Consider the following 18670-nt stretch of genomic DNA (forward strand, 5'->3'; position numbering starts at 1 on the left):
TTCACCTTGCCGCGCTGAATTCTCCTCGGCTTCGTGGCAAACTATCGGCCGATTTAGTAAAAGGCCTGCGGAGGGCTACGTGGACAAAATTTTCGTCGATGAGGCAGTGAATGAACTGCACACCATTCAGGATATGCTGCGCTGGTCGGTAAGCCGCTTTACCGCTGCCGGAATCTGGTACGGACACGGCACAGATAATCCCTGGGACGAAGCTGTCCAGCTGGTTCTGCCCACGCTGTGGTTACCCTTAGATATCCCGGAAGATATGCGTAACGCGCGCCTGACAGCCAGCGAACGCCATCGTATCGTTGAGCGCGTCATTCGCCGCGTGAACGAGCGTATCCCGGTCGCCTATCTCACCAACAAGGCCTGGTTCTGCGGCCATGAGTTTTACGTTGATGAACGCGTTCTGGTGCCTCGTTCACCGATTGGTGAACTGATTGAAAACCGCTTTGCCGGTTTAGTGACGGAAAAACCGCGTCATATTCTGGACATGTGCACCGGCAGCGGCTGTATTGCGATTGCCTGTGCCTATGCGTTCCCGGAAGCTGAAGTGGATGCGGTGGATATTTCTCATGATGCGCTGGCGGTGGCCGAGCAGAATATTGAAGAGCACGGTCTGATGCATCACGTGACGCCGATTCGCGCCGATCTGTTCCGCGAACTGCCGCCGGTACAGTACGATCTGATCGTGACTAACCCGCCTTATGTTGATGCGGAAGATATGGACGACCTGCCGAGCGAATATCAGCATGAACCCGAACTGGGTCTGGCTGCGGGCAGCGACGGGCTTAAACTGGTGCGTCGCATCCTCGCCTGCGCGCCGGGCTATTTGAGCGAACAGGGCGTGCTGATTTGCGAAGTGGGTAACAGCATGGTGCATATGATGGAGCAATATCCTGACGTGCCTTTCACCTGGCTGGAGTTCGACAACGGCGGTGACGGCGTCTTTATGCTCACCCGTCAGCAGATCGTTGATGCACAGCACCATTTCTCATTTTATAAAGACTAAAAGGGTGGGCGAACTTTCGCCCGTCAAACCGTAACAAGGAATCTCAATGGCCGGAAACAGCATCGGACAGTTCTTTCGCGTCACCACGTTTGGTGAATCTCACGGTATTGCCCTGGGCTGTATCGTTGATGGCGTGCCGCCGGGCATTCCGTTAACCGAAGCCGATATCCAGCACGATCTTGATCGTCGCCGTCCGGGAACGTCGCGCTACACCACCCAGCGCCGTGAGCCGGATCAGGTGAAAATTTTGTCCGGTGTCTTTGATGGCATCACCACCGGTACCTCGATTGGCCTGCTGATCGAGAATACCGATCAACGTTCGCAGGATTACGGTGCCATCAAAGACCTGTTCCGTCCGGGCCATGCGGATTACACCTATGAGCAAAAATACGGCACGCGTGACTACCGTGGCGGTGGCCGTTCATCGGCACGCGAAACCGCGATGCGCGTGGCGGCCGGCGTGATTGCTAAAAAATACCTGCAGATGAAGCACGGTATCCTGGTTCGCGGCTATCTGGCGCAGATCGGCGACGTTGCCTGCGAACTGAAAGACTGGAGCATCGTTGAACAGAATCCCTTCTTTTGCCCGGATGCCGACAAGCTGGAGGCGATGGATGAACTGATGCGCGCCCTGAAGAAAGAAGGGGATTCGATTGGGGCCAGGGTCACGGTTATGGCGGAAAATGTCCCACCAGGCCTGGGCGAACCGGTTTTTGATCGCCTGGATGCTGACCTCGCGCATGCACTCATGAGCATTAACGCGGTGAAAGGTGTGGAAATCGGCGACGGTTTTGCCGTAGTGAATCAGCGCGGCAGTCAACATCGTGATGAAATCCGCGCTACCGGTTTTCAGAGCAATCATGCAGGCGGTATCCTCGGCGGCATCAGCAGCGGTCAGACGATTAGCGCGAATCTGGCCATGAAACCGACCTCCAGTATTACCGTACCGGGTAAAACCATCACCCGCGATGGCGGGGAAGTGGAGATGATCACCAAAGGTCGTCACGATCCTTGTGTGGGCATCCGTGCCGTGCCCATTGCAGAAGCCATGATGGCTATCGTGCTGATGGATCATCTGCTGCGCCAGCGCGCGCAGTGCGGTGAGGTTAACTCGACGGTGCCACGTTGGTGAGCCTATGAAAATCTTGCTGATGGTGAGTGCGCTCCTGCTGAGTGCCTCCAGCCTGGCGGCAACGCCGTGGCAACGTATCCAGCACCCTGTTGCGGGTGAGCCCAATGCGATTGGGGGCTTTGCCAACGGCTGTATCGTGGGTGCCCAGGCATTGCCGCTTAACTCGCCGGATTATCAGGTCATGCGCCAGGATCAGCGCCGCTATTTCGGTCATCCCGATCTGATCCTGTTTATTCAGCGCCTGGCGACCCAGGCACATAACCTCCAACTGGGAAACGTGCTGATTGGCGATATGGGCATGGCGGCAGGCGGGCGCTTTAGCAGTGGACATGCCAGCCACCAAACCGGGCTGGACGTCGATATTTGGCTACAACTGCCTAAAACCCGCTGGAGCGCGCAGCAACTCCTTAAACCGCAGCCGTTGGATCTCGTCACCGCTGACGACAAGAACGTGGTGGCGCGTCACTGGCAGCCTGAAATCGATAGCCTGATCAAACTGGCGGCCAAAGATGAGGATGTGACACGTATCTTCGTCAATCCGGCGATTAAAAAGCAGCTTTGTGCTGATGCAGGTAGCGATCGCGGCTGGCTACGAAAAGTGCGTCCCTGGTTTGCGCATCGCGCGCACATGCACGTTCGCTTGCGCTGTCCTCAGGGCAGCACCGAGTGTGAAGAGCAGGCCCCACCGCCTGCGGGTGATGGCTGTGGAGCCGAACTTCAGAGCTGGTTTTTGCCCAAACAGCCTGGTTCTGCGCCGGTAAAACGTGAGCCACCGCCGCTGCCTGCGGCCTGTCAGGCACTGCTGGATAAACATTTACTGTAAGGGTTCCCATGGAATGGTTCGTTGTCAGCCCGCTGTTGGTTGTGCTGCTGTTTTTTATTGCCCTGCTGGCTGGGTTCATTGACTCCATTGCGGGCGGCGGCGGACTGTTAACGGTTCCCTCTTTGCTGGCTGCCGGGCTGTCACCGGCGCAGGCGCTGGCGACCAACAAGCTGCAATCGGTCGGCGGATCTTTCTCATCCAGCCTCTATTTTGTCCGGCGCGGAGCCATCCGACTCAGCGAGCAGCGGCTGAATATCGCCATGACCTTTTTGGGGTCGATTGGCGGGGCCATTCTCATCCAGCACCTGCAGGCTGATATGCTGCGTCAGGTGTTGCCGCTGCTGTTAATCGCTATCGGCATGTGGTTTCTGCTGATGCCACGTATCGGTGAAGAAGACCGCGTTCACCGTCTGCAGGGGCTGCCTTTCGCCCTGATTGGCGGTGGCTGTGTCGGCTTTTATGACGGTTTTTTTGGGCCGGGTGCCGGCTCATTTTACGCACTGGCCTTCGTTACGCTGTGCGGCTATAACCTGGCAAAAGCCACTGCGCACGCCAAGCTGCTTAACTTCACCTCCAACTTTGGTAGCCTGCTGTTTTTTATATTTGGTGGCAAAGTGGTGTGGGGCACAGGGCTTATCATGATGCTGGGGGCATTTTGTGGTGCCCGGCTGGGTGCAAGGCTGGTACTGGCACGTGGACAAAAGCTGATCCGCCCGATGGTGGTAATCGTTTCGGCGGTCATGAGCGCCAAACTGCTCTGGGACAGCCACGGCAGTGAATTGATGGCCTGGCTGACCACGCTGAATCTGTAATACTTTTACGTGATGACTTAATGACAACAACTCATAACTACGAACAGCTGATCGCGCTGTTTGATGATTGCTTTAGCCACGACTTTCAGACCCGTCTAATTAAAGGCGATGACGAACCGATCTATCTTCCTGCGGATGACGAATCGCCATGGAATCGGGTGGTATTTGCTCATGGATATTACGCCAGCGCGTTACATGAAATTTCGCACTGGTGCATCGCGGGTGAAGCCCGGCGCAAGCTGGTGGATTTTGGTTACTGGTATTGTCCGGATGGTCGCGACGCGCAAACGCAAAGCCAGTTCGAAGCGGTAGAGGTTAAGCCGCAGGCGCTGGAATGGATGTTTTGTGTGGCTGCAGGCTTTCCCTTCAACGTCAGTTGTGACAATCTCGAAGGAGATTGTGAGCCAGATCGCATTGTGTTCCAGCGAAAGGTTCATGCCCAGGTCATGAACTACCTGGCGTCGGGTATTCCTGCCCGTCCCGCACGCTTTATTTCAGCCCTGGCTGACTATTATGGCAGGCCTTCTCTGACCGCATCGCAATTTCCCTGGCCGGACGATTTGTGATGCAGAAGGGACTTAATAACAGAGGAATGATGAGATGATCGCAGAATTTGAGGCACGTATTCTGGCCCTGATTGACGACATGGTTGAGCACGCCAGTGACGATGAGCTATTTGCCAGCGGTTATCTGCGTGGCCACCTCACGTTGGCAGTGGCGGAAGTGGAACGCCTGGACGAACACACGCCGCAAGCGTTACAGATCCAGGTGACACGAAGCCTGCAAAACGCTATCGCCGCCGGAGAATTATCGCCCCGGGATCAGGCGCTGGTGATTGGTATGTGGGATAACCTGTTTTTACAGGCCCGCCAGCAGTCTGCCTGAATGCACGGGGCGGTACGCCGCCCGTGCTAGTTCCCCGCTTTTTTGCCCTTCAGCAATTTTCTTACCCAATAACGATTTGGATTGAGCGCCGCCAGCGTGCTGGCATCCAGCGGCTGGGGTTCGCCGCTGAGCTGAGCCGCCAGCACTTCTGCCGCCAGGGGCGCACTGCACAATCCACGTGAGCCAAGCGCGCCAAACACATAAAGCCCTGAAAAATACGGTGCCGTTTCGCTTTCTGCCTCGCGGGCGCGTTGCTGTGCAAGATCCGCATAGGTGGCAAGCGTCGCCGCGTAATCCGGCACGCTGCCCACCATGGGCAAATGGTCTCGGGTGGCGCAGCGCACGCCATTGCGCGCCTCGCCCTGGCTGACGTCCACTTCATCCACCCACCTGCTGTGGGGCAGGCAGTGCTGCAGACGGCTGCGGTTTTGCTGCTGGTCATCTTCACGGTAGGCCGTCGACGTATCGCCACGGTGATAGCTGGCGCCGATACAGTGCGTCCCAAACTGTGGGCTGGCTGGGGTGAGATAACCGTCATAACAGAGCACCGTTTTCAGCGCCGATAACGCGGGTGAAGCCGGAATATGACTGACCTGGCCGGCGACCGGATAAACCGGCAGCGAGTCGGTCTGGGTCAGATGGGTAATCGCATGACCGTTGGCCAGCACCACAGCCTGGTGGCAGGTGGCGGGTTGTTCACTGAAGGTCAACTGCCAGCCTTGCGAATGCGGTTCCAGCGCGGTGACGCGGTGCAGCCAGTGAACACGCAATCCGAGTCGTTCACCTTGGGATAACAACGCAGAGGTCAATTCAGCCGGGGCTAACCAGCCCCCCAGCGGATAAAAGATGCCGCCACAATCCAGCGCCACGTTGGCCAGTGCCTCCGCCTCGTCGCGATTGACGCTGTAAGCGACCTCAGCCGGTAAGGCCATCTTCAGCATCTGCGCAATCTTGCTGGCACTTTTCTCGTCCCAGCCCAACTGTAATACACCGCTCCAGTCATGTTCGTAAGGGAGATCGAGTGCGTCATACAGGCGACGGGCGAAACTGAATGCAGCAGGAAAGAAGCTGGCCAGCGCGGGATCGTGCTGATTCAGCAGGGGATACAGCGCGCCCTGGCGATTACTGGACGCGCCCAGAGCGGGTGCCTCATCGGCACAGTAGAGCGTTACCTGAAAGCCCCGGCGCAGCAGCGCAAGGGCCAGCGTGGCGCTTGCCACGCCGCCGCCAACCAGGGCAATCTCCTTGCTGGACAGCGCAGGGCGCGCATACCAGGGCTGGCGATGCGCCAGCGCGGGTGCGGTCTCGAGCGAACCGCACAGCATTTCCCGTTTTGGCCCGAACCCTTTACGCCGGGTCACCGCAAAGCCCGCCTGTTGCAAACCGCGCCGCACAAAACCCGCCGCCGTAAAGGTCGCGAAGGTGCCACCCGGTCGCGCCAGTTTTGCCATCGACTGGAACAGGTCAGGCGTCCACATATCGGGGTTTTTCGACGGCGCAAAGCCATCTAAAAACCAGGCATCGACCTGACGATGCAGACTGTCATCAAAATTATCAATTAGCGCATTAATATCGCCTAACCACAGATCCAGCGTGATGCGGCCCGAATCAAATAACACACGTTGGCAGCCCGGCAGTGCCAGGGGCCACTGGCGCTGAAGTTGTTCAGCCCAGGGGGCCAGTTCGGGCCAGTGCTGATGCGCCGCCGTCAAATCGGCCTGGGTCAGCGGAAATTTTTCAAAGCTGATGAAATGCAGTCGTTTTAAGGCCGCATCAGGATGGTGGCGCTGAAAGGAATCAAAGGCTTGCCACAGCGTCAGAAAATTAAGGCCTGTGCCGAAACCGCTTTCGGCAACAATCAGCAGATCGCGCGGATGCTGATGAAACCGTTGCGGGAAATCATTGCCACCCAGAAAGACATACCGCGTCTCTTCCAGACCGTTGTCATTGGAAAAATAGACGTCGTTAAACGCTCGGGAAACAGGTGTACCCTGTTCGTTCCAGCTCAGTTGGGCGTGTTCAACCTGGGGCAGTTTCACAGTAAAGGCTCATTTTTCAGGGAGTGTCAGGATTTTATCGGTCGACGTGACATGACGCAAATTTACAAAAGGAAATGGCTGATCGGACTTGTTCGGCGTACAAGTGTAAGCTAGAGTGCTCGTCAAATAACAGAAGTGGTGAGGATGATTGAATGAAACGTGCTGTGATTACTGGCTTAGGGATCGTTTCCAGTATTGGTAATAACCAGCAAGAGGTGCTGGCATCTCTGCGTGAGGGCCGCTCAGGCATCACTTTTTCCCAAGAGATGAAAGATTCCGGCATGCGTAGTCACGTCTGGGGTAACGTTAAACTCGATACCACTGGCCTCATCGATCGCAAAGTTGTGCGTTTTATGAGTGATGCGTCCATCTATGCTTACCTCTCTATGGAAGAGGCTATCAAAGATTCTGGCCTGAGCAACGAGGCTTACCAGAACAATCCACGCGTTGGTCTGATTGCAGGATCTGGCGGAGGTTCCCCACGTTTTCAGGTTTTTGGTGCGGATGCCATGCGCAGCCCACGCGGTCTGAAAGCGGTAGGCCCTTATGTGGTGACCAAGGCGATGGCGTCAGGCGTTTCAGCCTGTCTGGCTACGCCGTTTAAGATCCACGGCGTAAACTACTCGATCAGTTCAGCCTGTGCGACTTCCGCGCACTGTATCGGTAACGCCGTTGAGCAGATTCAGCTGGGCAAACAGGATATTGTTTTTGCGGGCGGCGGCGAAGAGCTGTGCTGGGAAATGGCCTGTGAGTTCGATGCAATGGGCGCACTGTCTACGCGTTACAACGAGACGCCAGAAAAAGCCTCACGTACCTATGATAACGAACGCGATGGCTTCGTCATTGCGGGCGGCGGCGGTATGGTCGTGGTTGAGGAACTGGAGCATGCACTGGCACGTGGTGCGCACATTTACGCTGAAATCGTAGGTTACGGCGCAACCTCAGATGGTGCAGACATGGTCGCGCCATCGGGTGAAGGCGCAGTGCGCTGCATGAAGATGGCGATGCACGGCGTGGACACGCCAATCGACTACCTGAACAGCCACGGTACCTCTACCCCGGTCGGTGATGTCAAAGAGCTGGGCGCGATTCGTGAAGTGTTTGGCGACAACACGCCGTACATTTCTGCCACCAAAGCGATGACCGGCCACTCCTTAGGGGCGGCGGGCGTGCAGGAAGCCATCTACTCGCTGCTAATGCTGGAGCACAGTTTTATTGCCCCAAGCATCAATATCAGCTCGCTGGATGCGGCGGCAGAAGGCATGAACATCGTGACGCAGCCGACAGAAAAAACGCTGACCACCGTGATGTCTAACAGCTTTGGTTTTGGTGGCACCAACGCCACGCTGACCATGCGCAAATACCAGGCATAACGCTGGACTAAAACGTCATGCTGCACGCAGCATGACGTGAACCCTACGAAAAGGTCGGCGCTTGCCGGCCTTTTTTACGTTGGGATTGCCACTCAGCCACTGTTGCGTGATGAGCCTGCTGAAAGCAGCCTGACCAGTTTGTCGCACCCGGCCACAATCTCATCGGGCGTTAGCGCCGCAAAGCCTAAAATCCAGCCTTGCTGAGGTGCGCTATCGCTGTACAGTGGGCTGAGTCGGGGCAGTAATAAACCCACCTTTGCCGCCTGTAACGTTAAGGCGGCATCGTCGCCCTGCACCAGCGCAACGGTTGTCTGCAATCCACCCGGGCAGGGAAACGGCCTGAGCCATGGCGCCAGACGCTGGGCTAGCTGCTCCAGCAGGCGATCGCGACGACTGTGATAAAGCTGGCGCATCAGCCGCAAGTGGCTGGCAAAATGCCCCTGCTGCATAAATTCTGCCGTTACCGCCTGCGGCAGCAGTGCGCTATGCCCGTCCAGCAGGCTGCGCGCCCGGCCTAAAGGTGCCACCAACGGGCCAGGCACCACCATCCACGCCAGACGCAGCGAGGGAAACAGCGATTTCGAAAAGGTTCCGAGGGTAATGACCCGGCTATCGTTGTCGAGCGCGTGCATCGCAGGCGCAGGGCGATCGTCATAGTGAAACTCGCTGTCGTAATCGTCTTCAATCAGCCAACTGCCGTGACGACGTGCCCAGTCCAGCCAGGCGAGACGGCGCGGCAGGCTTAAGGACACGCCGGTGGGATACTGATGCGAAGGGGTCAGATACATCAGTTTTGCGGAACCGGGTTGGGGAACCGCACCCTCGGCATCCACCTGAATACCGCGCACTCTGGCCCCCGCAGAAAGAAAGGCATTACGCGCCCCCGCATAGCCCGGCTCTTCCATCCAGATCTCATCACCTGCATCAACCAGCATTAGCGCCAGCAGCTGCAGCGCCTGTTGTGAACTGGTTAAAATAATCACCTGATCAGCCTCGCACTGCACGCCACGTGACAGAGCCAGATAGTCAGCAAGCGCGCGGCGCAGTGGCAGATAACCCAGCGGATCGCCGTAGCCCATCACGTCAGGGCCAGCGGTGCGCTGAACGCGGGCGGTTAACCGCCGCCAGAGAGGATGAGGAAAGGCACGTAAATCCGGCGAACCTGCCGCAAACGCATAGGGAAAGGGCGCATCCTGACAGCCGCCCGTTGCCAGCATCTGCTGGCCGCGCTGTGAGAATGTCGCCATGCGGTTGGCGCGCACGCGGGGCGAACTGCCCGGCAGCGTGATGGCGACGAAGCTGCCGCGACCGGATTCCCGCCGCAGGTAACCTTCACTTTCAAGCTGGGCGTAAGCGGCTTCAACCGTGACGCGCGACAGCGCTAAATCGGTTGCCAGCTGACGCGTTGAGGGCAGTTTCTGCCCGACCTGAAGGTGCGCGGTTTCAATCCACTGACGAAGTGTGGCGCACAGGCGGTCGCGCAGACCACCGGTTGCCTGATGATGAAACAATTGCAGCAGCGGCGACGTCATAATGGTCTTATCACCTTGTTGAAAGCGGTATTATTCAGTAGGCCACTTTGCCGTAAACTGCCTGTCTGTCACAACAGGAGAAAAAAGAATGTCATCTGTTTTAGGTTTTCCCCCGGCGTTACCGCAGCAGAGCGTTGCATATCTGCAGGCCAAACTGGCTTATTACACCGATGCCTGGGATCTGGCTGACGATCTGGCCCACCAACGGCAGGGGATTGTCGTGATCGATGCCCGTCAGGTGGAAGCCTGGCGGGCAGGCCATATCAGCGGCGCGGTAAACTTCCCTCATCGGGAAATCAATGAAGCCAGCACGGCTTCTCTGGATCGCGACCTGCTCTATGTGACTTACTGCGATGGCATCGGCTGTAATGGCTCTACCAAAGCGGCGTATCAGCTGGCGTTACTGGGATTTAAAGTCAAAGAACTGATTGGCGGGCTGGATTTCTGGAAGCGAGACGGTCATCCGATGACATGGGGCGATGAGGCGGGCGAATGGCCGCAGACAGCTTCTGCGGCATCCTGTGGGTGTTAAATTACAACACCAGCCACAGTAAAAAGGCCAGAACAATCAACCCCACGACCGCGCTCAGCACCGGGCGCGCTGCCAGCGGTTGCAAAGCCGGCGGCAGCGAACCGGAAATGGGCGCCCATATCGGATGCGGATTCAGTTCGTTGTCGGCCAGGGCTTGCTCATGGGCTCTTTCAGCCCGACGCGCAAACAGGAAGTTAAGCAGATCCTGGGTTTGCGTCGGGGTCAGCACCATTTGCGGCGTGGCCTGAAAACGTTGCAGGCTGTAATCCTGCAGCATCTGCTGTTCACGCTGATCCAAAGGATGTTTCAACGAGGCTTCTACCAGTTGTAACGTCGGCGCACTGTGCTGGCTCAACGTCTGACGCACCTGCAAATACTGTGTAAGCAGCGGGTAATGGCGCGACGGAATAGGATCGCCACTGGTGAGATTGACCAGCTTCAGCGCAGCGGTCCATATTTTGCCACTGGATTCGCCTGTCGCGGCAGCCAGACGAACAATTTGCTGATTCAGCGCCTGATGCTCCGCAGGCAGCAGCGAACGATCGCTGGTACGGCTCTGTTGGGGTTGCGGAATTGCCATCTGACCATTTTGCAGCATGGTTAATACCTGGCGCAGCTGGTCCTGGGTTAAGGCGCTCAGCACCGTCTGACCAAACTGCTGGCGGATAAAATCACTGACCGCCTGACGATTATTACCTTTCGGCAGCAGGTCGGTCAGTTGCGTCATTAACTGACGTGTGCCGTGGCCTGTCTGCACCTGCGCCAGGCGGGCATTGAGAAACTGCTCCGCAGCCGGAAAATGGCGCGACTGAAGCTCTGCTTCGCTTTTAACACCCACTTCATGGCGTAAACCGGCCCAGAGTTCGGGCGCCTTAAGCGTGCTAAGCGACATAATGCGCACAATCAAACGCTCAAGCGTCGTGCGCTGGGCAGGAGAAAGGGGCTGTTCACCGGCAACGCTTCCTGCACGCGGGGCGTCAGTTTGCGGATTAACAGATGAACGATCGCCGACCGGCACACCGGGGCCGCTGACAGGTTGCATGGCGGATTCCTTGGGAAACAGAACAGCGTGGGGTGCGCCGGAAACAGAATACGCTATGATAACAAAAGCCCCTGGGAAATCCACGGGGCTTGTGTGTTTCGCACAAAGATTTACTTACTGATGCACGGGGGCGGGTTTACGGCGCAGTCGTTTCCATACCAGAGGCACAATCAATACGGCTACAGCCAGGATAAGCAGCACCTTGGCAATCGGGCTTTCCCACAGGATAGCCATTTCACCATTGCTGATAGACAGCGCCCGACGCAGGTTTTGTTCCAGCATTTCACCCAGTACAAACCCCAAAATCAGCGGTGACATAGGGAAATCCATTTTTCGCAGGATATAGCCGAAAATGCCCAATCCCACCATCAGCAGCAGGTCAAAGGTGGTGCTGTGAACCGCATAAACGCCCACCGCGGAGATGGCGGCGATAGCCGGGACTAAGAACCACAGCGGAATCGTCAGCATACGCGCAAACACGTTAATCATCGGGATGTTCATGATCAACAGCATCAGGTTGCCAATCAGCAGCGCGGCAATCAACCCCCAGACAATATCCGGCTGCTCAGTAAACATCGCCGGGCCAGGGGTGATGTTATACAACGTTAGCGCACCGACCATCACTGCGGTGGTACCGGAACCGGGAATGCCGAGCGTCAGCATCGGAATAAACGAGCCACAGGCGGAGGCATTGTTCGCCGCTTCCGGCGCAGCCACACCGCGAATATCCCCTTTACCAAACTGATCGCTGCCGCTGATTTTTTTCTCGGCCATGTAGGCGATAGCACTGGCGATGGTCGCGCCCGCGCCGGGTAACACACCCACAAAGAAGCCAATAAACGAGGCACGCAGCGTGGCACCGGTAGACATGGCGGCCTCTTTCATATTGAACATCATGCGGCCACTGGCGCGGACCACTTTCTGCCCGCTGTGTGTGGATTCCAGCATCAGCAAAATTTCGCTGACCGAGAACAGGCCAATGACCACCACCACAAACTGGATGCCGTCAGAAAGGTGCACACTGTCAAAGGTGAAGCGATAGACGCCGGTATTGGCATCGACGCCCACGGTCGCCATGCTCAGCCCGATCAGGGCCGACAGGAACGACTTAAGTGGGTTCTGACTCATCATGCTGCCCAGGCAGGCAATGGCAAAGACCATTAGCGCAAAATATTCGGCCGGGCCAAACGCCAGCGACCAGCGGGCCAGCAACGGGGCGAATAAGATGATGCCGAGGATGGCGATGGTGGAACCGACGAAGGAGCTGACGGCAGAGATCGAGAGTGCCACACCCGCTTTGCCTTGCAGCGCCATCGGGTAGCCATCCAGCGCGGTCATGATCGCGCCGGCATCGCCCGGGACGTTGAGCAAGATGGAGGAAATGCGCCCACCGTATTCACAACCCAGATAAACCGTCGCCAGCAGAATCAACGCTGATTCGGCAGGCAGGTGCAGGGCGAACGCCAGCGGCATTAAAATCGCCACGCCGTTGATCGGCCCGAGTCCGGGCAGTAAGCCGACGATCGTGCCGATAAAGCAGCCGATGAGGGCAATCAGCAGGTTTTCAGGCGTCATGGCAACGGCAAAACCGTGCATCAGGAAAGACCAGGTTTCCATTATTTCTCTCCTTAATTGAACAGGCTGCCAGCGGGCAAGGTCACGTCAAGTAAACGGTCAAAGGCGTAGAACAGTGACCATCCCATTACCGCACCGGAGAGCAGGGCGGCCCACCAACGTGCACCAAACAGCATGCCGAGACCGAAAGTCAGCAGCGAAGTGGATAGCGGAAAGCCCAGGGTTTCAAACATCCCGCCGTAAACCAGCATCATCACCGCCAGCGCCACCAGTCGTTTCATCGTGGCTGCCGTAGGCCACTTGATGTCATCCGGTTTTCTCAGCAGCAGCATCAGAGCACAGAAGGCCATCAGGCTGAGAAGGATGAGCGGAAAAGGGCGCGGTCCAACGGGCTCATAGCTGTATTCGCTTTGAATTTGCCAAGCGATGACCAGGCCTGCCAGGCACATCAGTAGCCACAGGGTGGCGAAAATACGATCGCTCATGATGTCCCCCGGTTACTTAGCCAGACCAAAGGATTTCGCCTGCTCGCGGTAAGCGGCAACCTGATCTTTCACGTATTTATCCAGTTCTGCGCCGAACATATTGAATTCAAACAGGCCACGCAGTTCGCGCTGCTTTTTGAACTCTGGGGTTTGCACCATTTTCTCAAAGGCGCTCTGCCACCACTGATAATCGGCATCGCTGACTTTAGGGCCAAGATAGAAGCCACGGATAATGGGCCATTCCACGTTAAATCCCTGCTCTTTGGCGGTCGGAATCGACGCCAGTTGATCGGGCAGGCGTTTGTCTGCCATTACCGCCAGCACGCGCAGTTTGCCCCCTTGTAAATGCGGCACCATCTCGCTGAGATCGCCCGACATTACCTGAATATGATTCCCCAGCAGGGCGGTGACCACTTCACCTCCGCCTTCGAAGGCGACATAGCGCATTTTGCGTGGATCAATACCGGCTTCTTTAGCGATCAGCGCGGTCTTCATCCAGTCCTGACTGCCGATGGAAGCACCCGCGCCCACCACCACTTTGGTCGGATCTTTTTTCATCGCGGCCATGAGCTCGCCCAGGTTTTTCCACGGCGCGTCTTCACGGACGGCAATCATGCCGTAATCGGTGCCAATCGCCGCCAGCCACTTAACGTCATCAACCGAATAGCGACCAAACTTGCCCTGGGACAGATTCAGCAGCGAGCCACCCGAAAAGGCTACGACCGTACCGGCTTCGGCAGGACGCTGCGCAATGATCGCGTTATAGGCCACTGCACCCACGCCGCCTGGCATATAGGTGATGCGCATCGGTTTCTCAATCTGTTTGGTTTCCATCAGCGAAACCTGAATCAGCTTACAGGTCAGGTCGAAACCGCCACCGGGTTTAGCCGGTGCGATGCATTCCGTTCTGTCTGGTGCAGCAGCATAGCCGGATGACGGCAACATTAAAGCCAGCAGGGCAGAGGCGAGGGCGGTATGGATTATTTTTTTCATCGTGCGCTCCATCTTTCTTCCAGAGTGTGATTACCACCGACAATTCGGCGTTGCTGAATTGTTAAATCAGTAGCCTTTCATTTACCTTTCATTGATAAGGTTTAGTGAAAGGATGTGATATGCGTCTCTTACTGGTTGAAGACACGGCGGAACTGGGGCGATGGTTACAGAAAGCGTTAACCCAGAAAGGCTTTGCCGTGGACTGGGTGGTCGATGGCGTGGCGGCCGACCACAGCCTGCAAAGCGAAGACTATGCGCTGGTGGTGCTGGATGTCTCTTTGCCGCGTCTGGACGGCATCGAGGTATTAACGCGGCTGCGCCGTCGGGGACAAAATATGCCAGTGCTGCTGCTGACCGCGCGCACTACGCTGGACGACCGCGTGCGGGGTCTGAACACCGGTGCCGATGACTACCTGACCAAACCCTTCGAACTGGATGAACTGGATGCGCGTCTGCGTGCGCTGTTGCGGCGTTCACAGAGGCAATCGCCACAAAATCAAACGCTGGGACAGCTTGAGCTTAACGGCGAGGGCTACTTTTTGCTGGACGAAAAACCCCTGGCGCTGACGCCGCGTGAGTCCAGTGTGCTCACCACGCTGATGCAGCGCCGTGGCCGTCCGGTCTCGCGGCAGCACCTCTATGAGCAGACCTTTACGCTGGTGGACGAGGCCAGCCCGGAAAGCATTGAGCTGTATGTCCATCGGGTGCGGAAAAAACTGGCCGGGAGTGATGTGGGCATTGTGACGCTGCGAGGGCTGGGCTATAGCCTGGAAACCCTGCCATGCGACTGATTCATTCTCTACGCGGTGAGCTGCTGGCGTGGCTCGGCCTGCCGCTGGTGCTGCTGTGGATTCTGTCGGTTTATACCCATTATCAGAGCGGCCTGGCGGCGGCGAATCAGGCCTACGATCGCTCCCTGTTGGCCTCTGCGCGCACCGTCGCCGAGCGGCTGGTGGTTCGTCATCAGCATCTGGAGGTGGATGTGCCCTGGGTGGTGCTCGACAGCTTTGAGCGCAATATGAATGACCGCCTGTATTATCAGGTGATTTCGCCCCAGGGCAAGACGTTATCGGGCTATGACGGGCTGCCCCCGATTCCTGCCACCAGCGAAATGTCTGCAGCCTATCCCGCGTTAGTGCATTTTTATGACGGGCTTTACCAGAAGCAGCGCATTCGGGTGGCTGCGTTATGGCAGCCGGTCAGTGAGTCGGGCGTGGAAGGCATGGCGCTGGTGCTGGTGGCGGAAACCATTCACTCCCGTGAGGCATTTGCTCAGGGGCTGATGCGCACTGCGTTACTCAGCCAAAGCGCGCTGGTATTCATCACGCTGTTACTGGCGAGCATGATGCTGCGCCGGGTATTGCGGCCGCTGCGCCGTCTGTCACGCATCGTGCTGCGCCGTAACGGCGCGGCGCTGACACCGTTGCCGTCCCTGCCGTGGTCGGAGTTACAGCCGCTCATCATCGCCTTTAATCGCTACCTTGAGCGACTGAGAGGGCTACTGGCGCGGCAGGACAGGTTCAGCGCCGATGCCGCTCACCAGCTTCGCACCCCGCTCACCATCCTTAAAACCCAGATCAGCACGGCGCTGGACAGCGACCGGCCTGAACAGTGGCGCGAAAGCCTGCAGGGCATGCAGCATACGCTGGATGACACCATCCTGCTGACCGATCGCTTGCTGCAACTGGCGCGAATTAAAGCCCGTCACGGGGAAGATAAGCCCATGGCGCGGGTGGATTTAGCGGCCATCGTCCGCGAGGCCTGCTTTAGCCGTTATGCCGCGGCACGCGCAAAATACATTGATCTGGGTTATGAGGGTGATGAACACAGTGAGGTGAAAGGCGACGCGCTGTTGCTGGGCGAACTCTGTGCCAACCTGCTGGATAACGCGATTAAATATACCCCTTCTCAAGGGATGATCACTGCGCGCCTCCAGAGCGGAACACTTCAAATTGAAGACGCGGGGCCGGGGATTAGCCCGGACGAGCAGCAAAAAGCGCTGCAGCCTTTTATCCGGCTGGATAATGCCGCTATGCATGCCGGCGCCGGCATTGGGCTGGCGCTGGTCCAGGATATTTGTGCCTGGCACGGCGCTGCCGTAACGCTGGATCGCAGCCCGTTACTGGGCGGGCTACGGGTTACCGTCCAGTTCAATGTGGATCGGTGTTAACCGGTTTGCGCGCGGTTAACGGCCTGCGCAGCCGCTGGGCCAGCAGAACGCCTGTCAGCGTCAGACCGCCGCCAATCCAGTGATAGCTGTGCAGATGTTCATGCAGAAACAGCACCGCAATGATGGCGGTAAACACCGGTGTCAGATTCATAAAAATACTGGTAATGCTGGCCCCTAACTTTTGAACGCCATGTATCCACAGCCAGGGCGCAAGAATAGAGGCAAACAGCCCGGCAAAGGCCACCAGGGGAAGATTGCGCGGCGTGAGCGAGACATCTGACGTCATCAAAAAGCCGGGTAACAACAGCAGAACGCCAAAGGCAATTTGCACGTAAAGGCTCTGCCAGACCGGCAACGGAATCGACCAGCGTTTTGTCATCACGCCATAAAGCGCATAGCAGCTGGATGCCGCCAGCATCATCGCTTCTCCGGCACCGATACCGTGATTCAGCAGTTGATGAAGGTTGCCTGCGCTAACCAGCCAGATTAAGCCGCAGAACGAGATCAGGCTGCCCACCAGAATGCCCACCGTCGGCGCAATCCGCAGGATCAGCACGCTGAGCAACACCGTTAACAGCGGAATCAGCGCCGCAATAATGCCCATAAACAGGGCGCTCACGCTGTGGGCGGCATAGTAAGCCAGACTTTGATACAGCGCCATGCCCAGCAGACCCAGAACCATCAAACGCCAGAGGTGCGGCCTGATTGCCTGCCAGCGCCGTATTACGCCGGGTAACACAAACGGCGTTAACACCAGCAACGCCAGTAGCCAGCGATAAAAGGAGATGGCTGCAGGCTCGATTGCCCCCGCCGATAATTTATTAACGATAGCGTTAACCGACCAAATCAATACCGCAAACAGCGGAAACAGAAAAAACATAGCATGACTCCAGCCTCAGACCCGCGGCAGTTTACGCCTGTCTGACATGCTTCTGCCAGCCTTATGGTCGACGGCATGGGGAGGTTAGGCTAAGGCGGGGCTTTTGTGCCAGAATAGCGCCCTTAAATGCAACACACAGGAAAGCCGTGGTGAAAATTCTCGTCGATGAAAATATGCCCTACGCCCGTGAACTCTTTAGCCGTACGGGCGATGTGGTTGCCGTACCTGGCAGGCCATTACCCGAAGCGCAATTAGCCGACGCTGATGGACTGATGGTGCGATCGGTCACTCAGGTTAACGCGGCGTTACTGCAGGATAAACCTGTCAGGTTTGTGGGCACGGCCACGGCCGGGACGGATCACGTCGATGAAGCCTGGCTTGCGCAGGCGGGCATCGCGTTCTCGGCCGCACCCGGTTGTAACGCCATCGCCGTCGTAGAGTATGTTTTTTCTGCCTTGCTGCTGCTGGCTGAACGCGACGGTTTCCTGTTGCGCGATCGTACCGTGGGCATTGTTGGCGTGGGTAACGTGGGCAGCCGTCTGCAGAAACGCCTGGAAGCCTGGGGCGTGAAAACGCTGCTGTGCGATCCACCCCGGGCTGACCGTGGGGACAAAGGGGATTTTCACTCGCTCGATACGCTGGTTGAGCAGGCCGATATTTTGACGTTTCATACGCCACTGTTTAAATCTGGCCCTTACAAGAGCTGGCATCTGGCGGATGCTGCGCGGCTGATGGCCCTGAAGCCTGACACCATTCTGATTAATGCCTGCCGCGGCCCGGTAGTCGATAATGCCGCGCTGCTGGAAGTGCTGAACATGCGCCACGATCTGAGCGTGGTGCTGGACGTCTGGGAGCCGGAGCCGGATCTCTCCCTGGCACTACTGGATAAGGTCGATATCGCCACAGCCCACATTGCCGGTTATACCCTGGAAGGCAAAGCGCGCGGCACCACCCAGGTTTTTGAGGCCTGGTGCGACTTTATTGGTCAACCGCAGCAGGTGCCGCTCGGCAGCCTGTTACCCACGCCGGAATTCAGCCAGATCCGTCTGAATGGGCCGCTCGATCAGCCAACGCTGAAACGGTTAGTGCATCTGGTGTATGATGTGCGCCGCGATGATGCGCCACTGCGAAAAGTGGCGGCGAAACCGGGCGAGTTTGACCGCCTGCGCAAACAGTATGAAGAGCGTCGTGAATGGTCATCATTACAGGTGAACTGTGATGATCAGGCCACCGCTGATCTGCTTATTCAACTGGGCTTTAACGCCATATTATCCTCAACCTGATTGGTTCCGCCTGCGTGAACGGCGGGTGAAGGTAGGGATAATTCTGAATCCCCGGGCGGTGACATCACCGCCTTCTGTTTTTATGTCATTGTCTGAGGTAAA

The 18670-nt window shown here is 57.3% G+C and carries 18 protein-coding genes; 11 read left to right on the forward strand and 7 right to left on the reverse strand.

All coding sequences use genetic code 11. The features are described from left to right. The first annotated feature begins 79 nt into the window (after positions 1-79). From prmB to QNH99_RS07430, 6 genes are read left to right on the forward strand one after another with little or no spacing between them, the layout of a single operon-like run. On the forward strand, positions 80-1012 hold the full coding sequence (gene prmB, locus QNH99_RS07405; protein ID WP_096010913.1) for a 50S ribosomal protein L3 N(5)-glutamine methyltransferase: 933 nt from the start codon (positions 80-82) through the stop codon (positions 1010-1012). Between the two features lie 46 nt (positions 1013-1058). Then, positions 1059-2144 carry a chorismate synthase gene (gene aroC / locus QNH99_RS07410; protein WP_410517504.1) on the forward strand — a complete coding sequence of 362 codons (1086 nt, stop codon included), beginning with the start codon at positions 1059-1061 and terminating at the stop codon, positions 2142-2144. A 4-nt stretch (positions 2145-2148) separates the two neighbouring features. Next, the gene (gene mepA / locus QNH99_RS07415; RefSeq protein ID WP_096010911.1) at positions 2149-2967 is read left to right on the forward strand and encodes a penicillin-insensitive murein endopeptidase; all 819 of its coding nucleotides are present in this window, start codon (positions 2149-2151) and stop codon (positions 2965-2967) included. An 8-nt stretch (positions 2968-2975) separates the two neighbouring features. Next, positions 2976-3779: a sulfite exporter TauE/SafE family protein gene (locus tag QNH99_RS07420; protein ID WP_063880345.1), complete on the forward strand. Its 804-nt coding sequence runs from the start codon at positions 2976-2978 to the stop codon at positions 3777-3779. A 20-nt stretch (positions 3780-3799) separates the two neighbouring features. Continuing rightward, positions 3800-4345, forward strand: a complete 546-nt coding sequence (locus tag QNH99_RS07425) for an elongation factor P hydroxylase (RefSeq protein ID WP_063880344.1) — start codon at positions 3800-3802, stop codon at positions 4343-4345. A 34-nt stretch (positions 4346-4379) separates the two neighbouring features. Beyond that, the gene (locus QNH99_RS07430; RefSeq protein WP_063880343.1) at positions 4380-4664 is read left to right on the forward strand and encodes a YfcL family protein; all 285 of its coding nucleotides are present in this window, start codon (positions 4380-4382) and stop codon (positions 4662-4664) included. Between the two features lie 26 nt (positions 4665-4690). Here QNH99_RS07430 and mnmC read toward each other — a convergent pair whose 3' ends face one another. Continuing rightward, a complete protein-coding gene (gene mnmC / locus QNH99_RS07435) occupies positions 4691-6703 on the reverse strand; it encodes a bifunctional tRNA (5-methylaminomethyl-2-thiouridine)(34)-methyltransferase MnmD/FAD-dependent 5-carboxymethylaminomethyl-2-thiouridine(34) oxidoreductase MnmC (protein WP_410517505.1) in 2013 nt (670 codons plus the stop codon). Between the two features lie 152 nt (positions 6704-6855). On the opposite strand from mnmC, the gene fabB reads away from it, so the two are divergent. Continuing rightward, positions 6856-8076 (forward strand): beta-ketoacyl-ACP synthase I, encoded by a 1221-nt coding sequence (gene fabB, locus QNH99_RS07440; protein WP_063880341.1) that lies wholly within the window; start codon positions 6856-6858, stop codon positions 8074-8076. Positions 8077-8168: 92 nt separating this feature from the next. Here fabB and QNH99_RS07445 read toward each other — a convergent pair whose 3' ends face one another. Beyond that, positions 8169-9608, reverse strand: coding sequence for a PLP-dependent aminotransferase family protein (locus QNH99_RS07445; RefSeq protein WP_410517506.1), 1440 nt, complete (start codon positions 9606-9608; stop codon positions 8169-8171). A gap of 88 nt (positions 9609-9696) precedes the next feature. Here QNH99_RS07445 and QNH99_RS07450 point away from each other — a divergent pair, with 88 nt between their 5' ends. Continuing rightward, the gene (locus QNH99_RS07450) at positions 9697-10140 is read left to right on the forward strand and encodes a rhodanese-like domain-containing protein (RefSeq protein ID WP_063880339.1); all 444 of its coding nucleotides are present in this window, start codon (positions 9697-9699) and stop codon (positions 10138-10140) included. Position 10141: 1 nt separating this feature from the next. Here QNH99_RS07450 and flk read toward each other — a convergent pair whose 3' ends face one another. The 4 genes from flk to QNH99_RS07470 form a co-directional block, all read right to left on the reverse strand. Next, positions 10142-11182: a flagella biosynthesis regulator Flk gene (gene flk / locus QNH99_RS07455; RefSeq protein WP_109717431.1), complete on the reverse strand. Its 1041-nt coding sequence runs from the start codon at positions 11180-11182 to the stop codon at positions 10142-10144. 114 nt (positions 11183-11296) lie between these two features. Continuing rightward, the gene (locus QNH99_RS07460) at positions 11297-12799 is read right to left on the reverse strand and encodes a tripartite tricarboxylate transporter permease (RefSeq protein WP_410517507.1); all 1503 of its coding nucleotides are present in this window, start codon (positions 12797-12799) and stop codon (positions 11297-11299) included. Positions 12800-12810: 11 nt separating this feature from the next. After that, positions 12811-13242 carry a tripartite tricarboxylate transporter TctB family protein gene (locus tag QNH99_RS07465; protein ID WP_063880336.1) on the reverse strand — a complete coding sequence of 144 codons (432 nt, stop codon included), beginning with the start codon at positions 13240-13242 and terminating at the stop codon, positions 12811-12813. Positions 13243-13254: 12 nt separating this feature from the next. Next, a complete protein-coding gene (locus QNH99_RS07470; protein WP_082875239.1) occupies positions 13255-14235 on the reverse strand; it encodes a Bug family tripartite tricarboxylate transporter substrate binding protein in 981 nt (326 codons plus the stop codon). Positions 14236-14354: 119 nt separating this feature from the next. Between QNH99_RS07470 and tctD the strand changes: the two genes are divergently transcribed. Next, positions 14355-15026, forward strand: a complete 672-nt coding sequence (tctD, locus tag QNH99_RS07475) for a transcriptional regulator TctD (protein WP_410517508.1) — start codon at positions 14355-14357, stop codon at positions 15024-15026. Continuing rightward, the gene (locus QNH99_RS07480) at positions 15017-16405 is read left to right on the forward strand and encodes a sensor histidine kinase (RefSeq protein WP_218995450.1); all 1389 of its coding nucleotides are present in this window, start codon (positions 15017-15019) and stop codon (positions 16403-16405) included. Before tctD ends, QNH99_RS07480 begins: the two co-directional genes overlap by 10 nt. Here the strand turns inward: QNH99_RS07480 and QNH99_RS07485 are convergent. Beyond that, positions 16386-17285 carry a DMT family transporter gene (locus QNH99_RS07485; RefSeq protein WP_063880332.1) on the reverse strand — a complete coding sequence of 300 codons (900 nt, stop codon included), beginning with the start codon at positions 17283-17285 and terminating at the stop codon, positions 16386-16388. The genes QNH99_RS07480 and QNH99_RS07485 overlap by 20 nt on opposite strands. Before the next feature lie 149 nt (positions 17286-17434). Here QNH99_RS07485 and pdxB point away from each other — a divergent pair, with 149 nt between their 5' ends. Further along, on the forward strand, positions 17435-18568 hold the full coding sequence (pdxB, locus tag QNH99_RS07490) for a 4-phosphoerythronate dehydrogenase PdxB (protein ID WP_410516219.1): 1134 nt from the start codon (positions 17435-17437) through the stop codon (positions 18566-18568). The last annotated feature ends 102 nt before the right edge of the window (positions 18569-18670 follow it).

Origin of the sequence: Pantoea allii, from assembly GCF_046529425.1 — a bacterium.
Taxonomy (GTDB): domain Bacteria; phylum Pseudomonadota; class Gammaproteobacteria; order Enterobacterales; family Enterobacteriaceae; genus Pantoea; species Pantoea allii.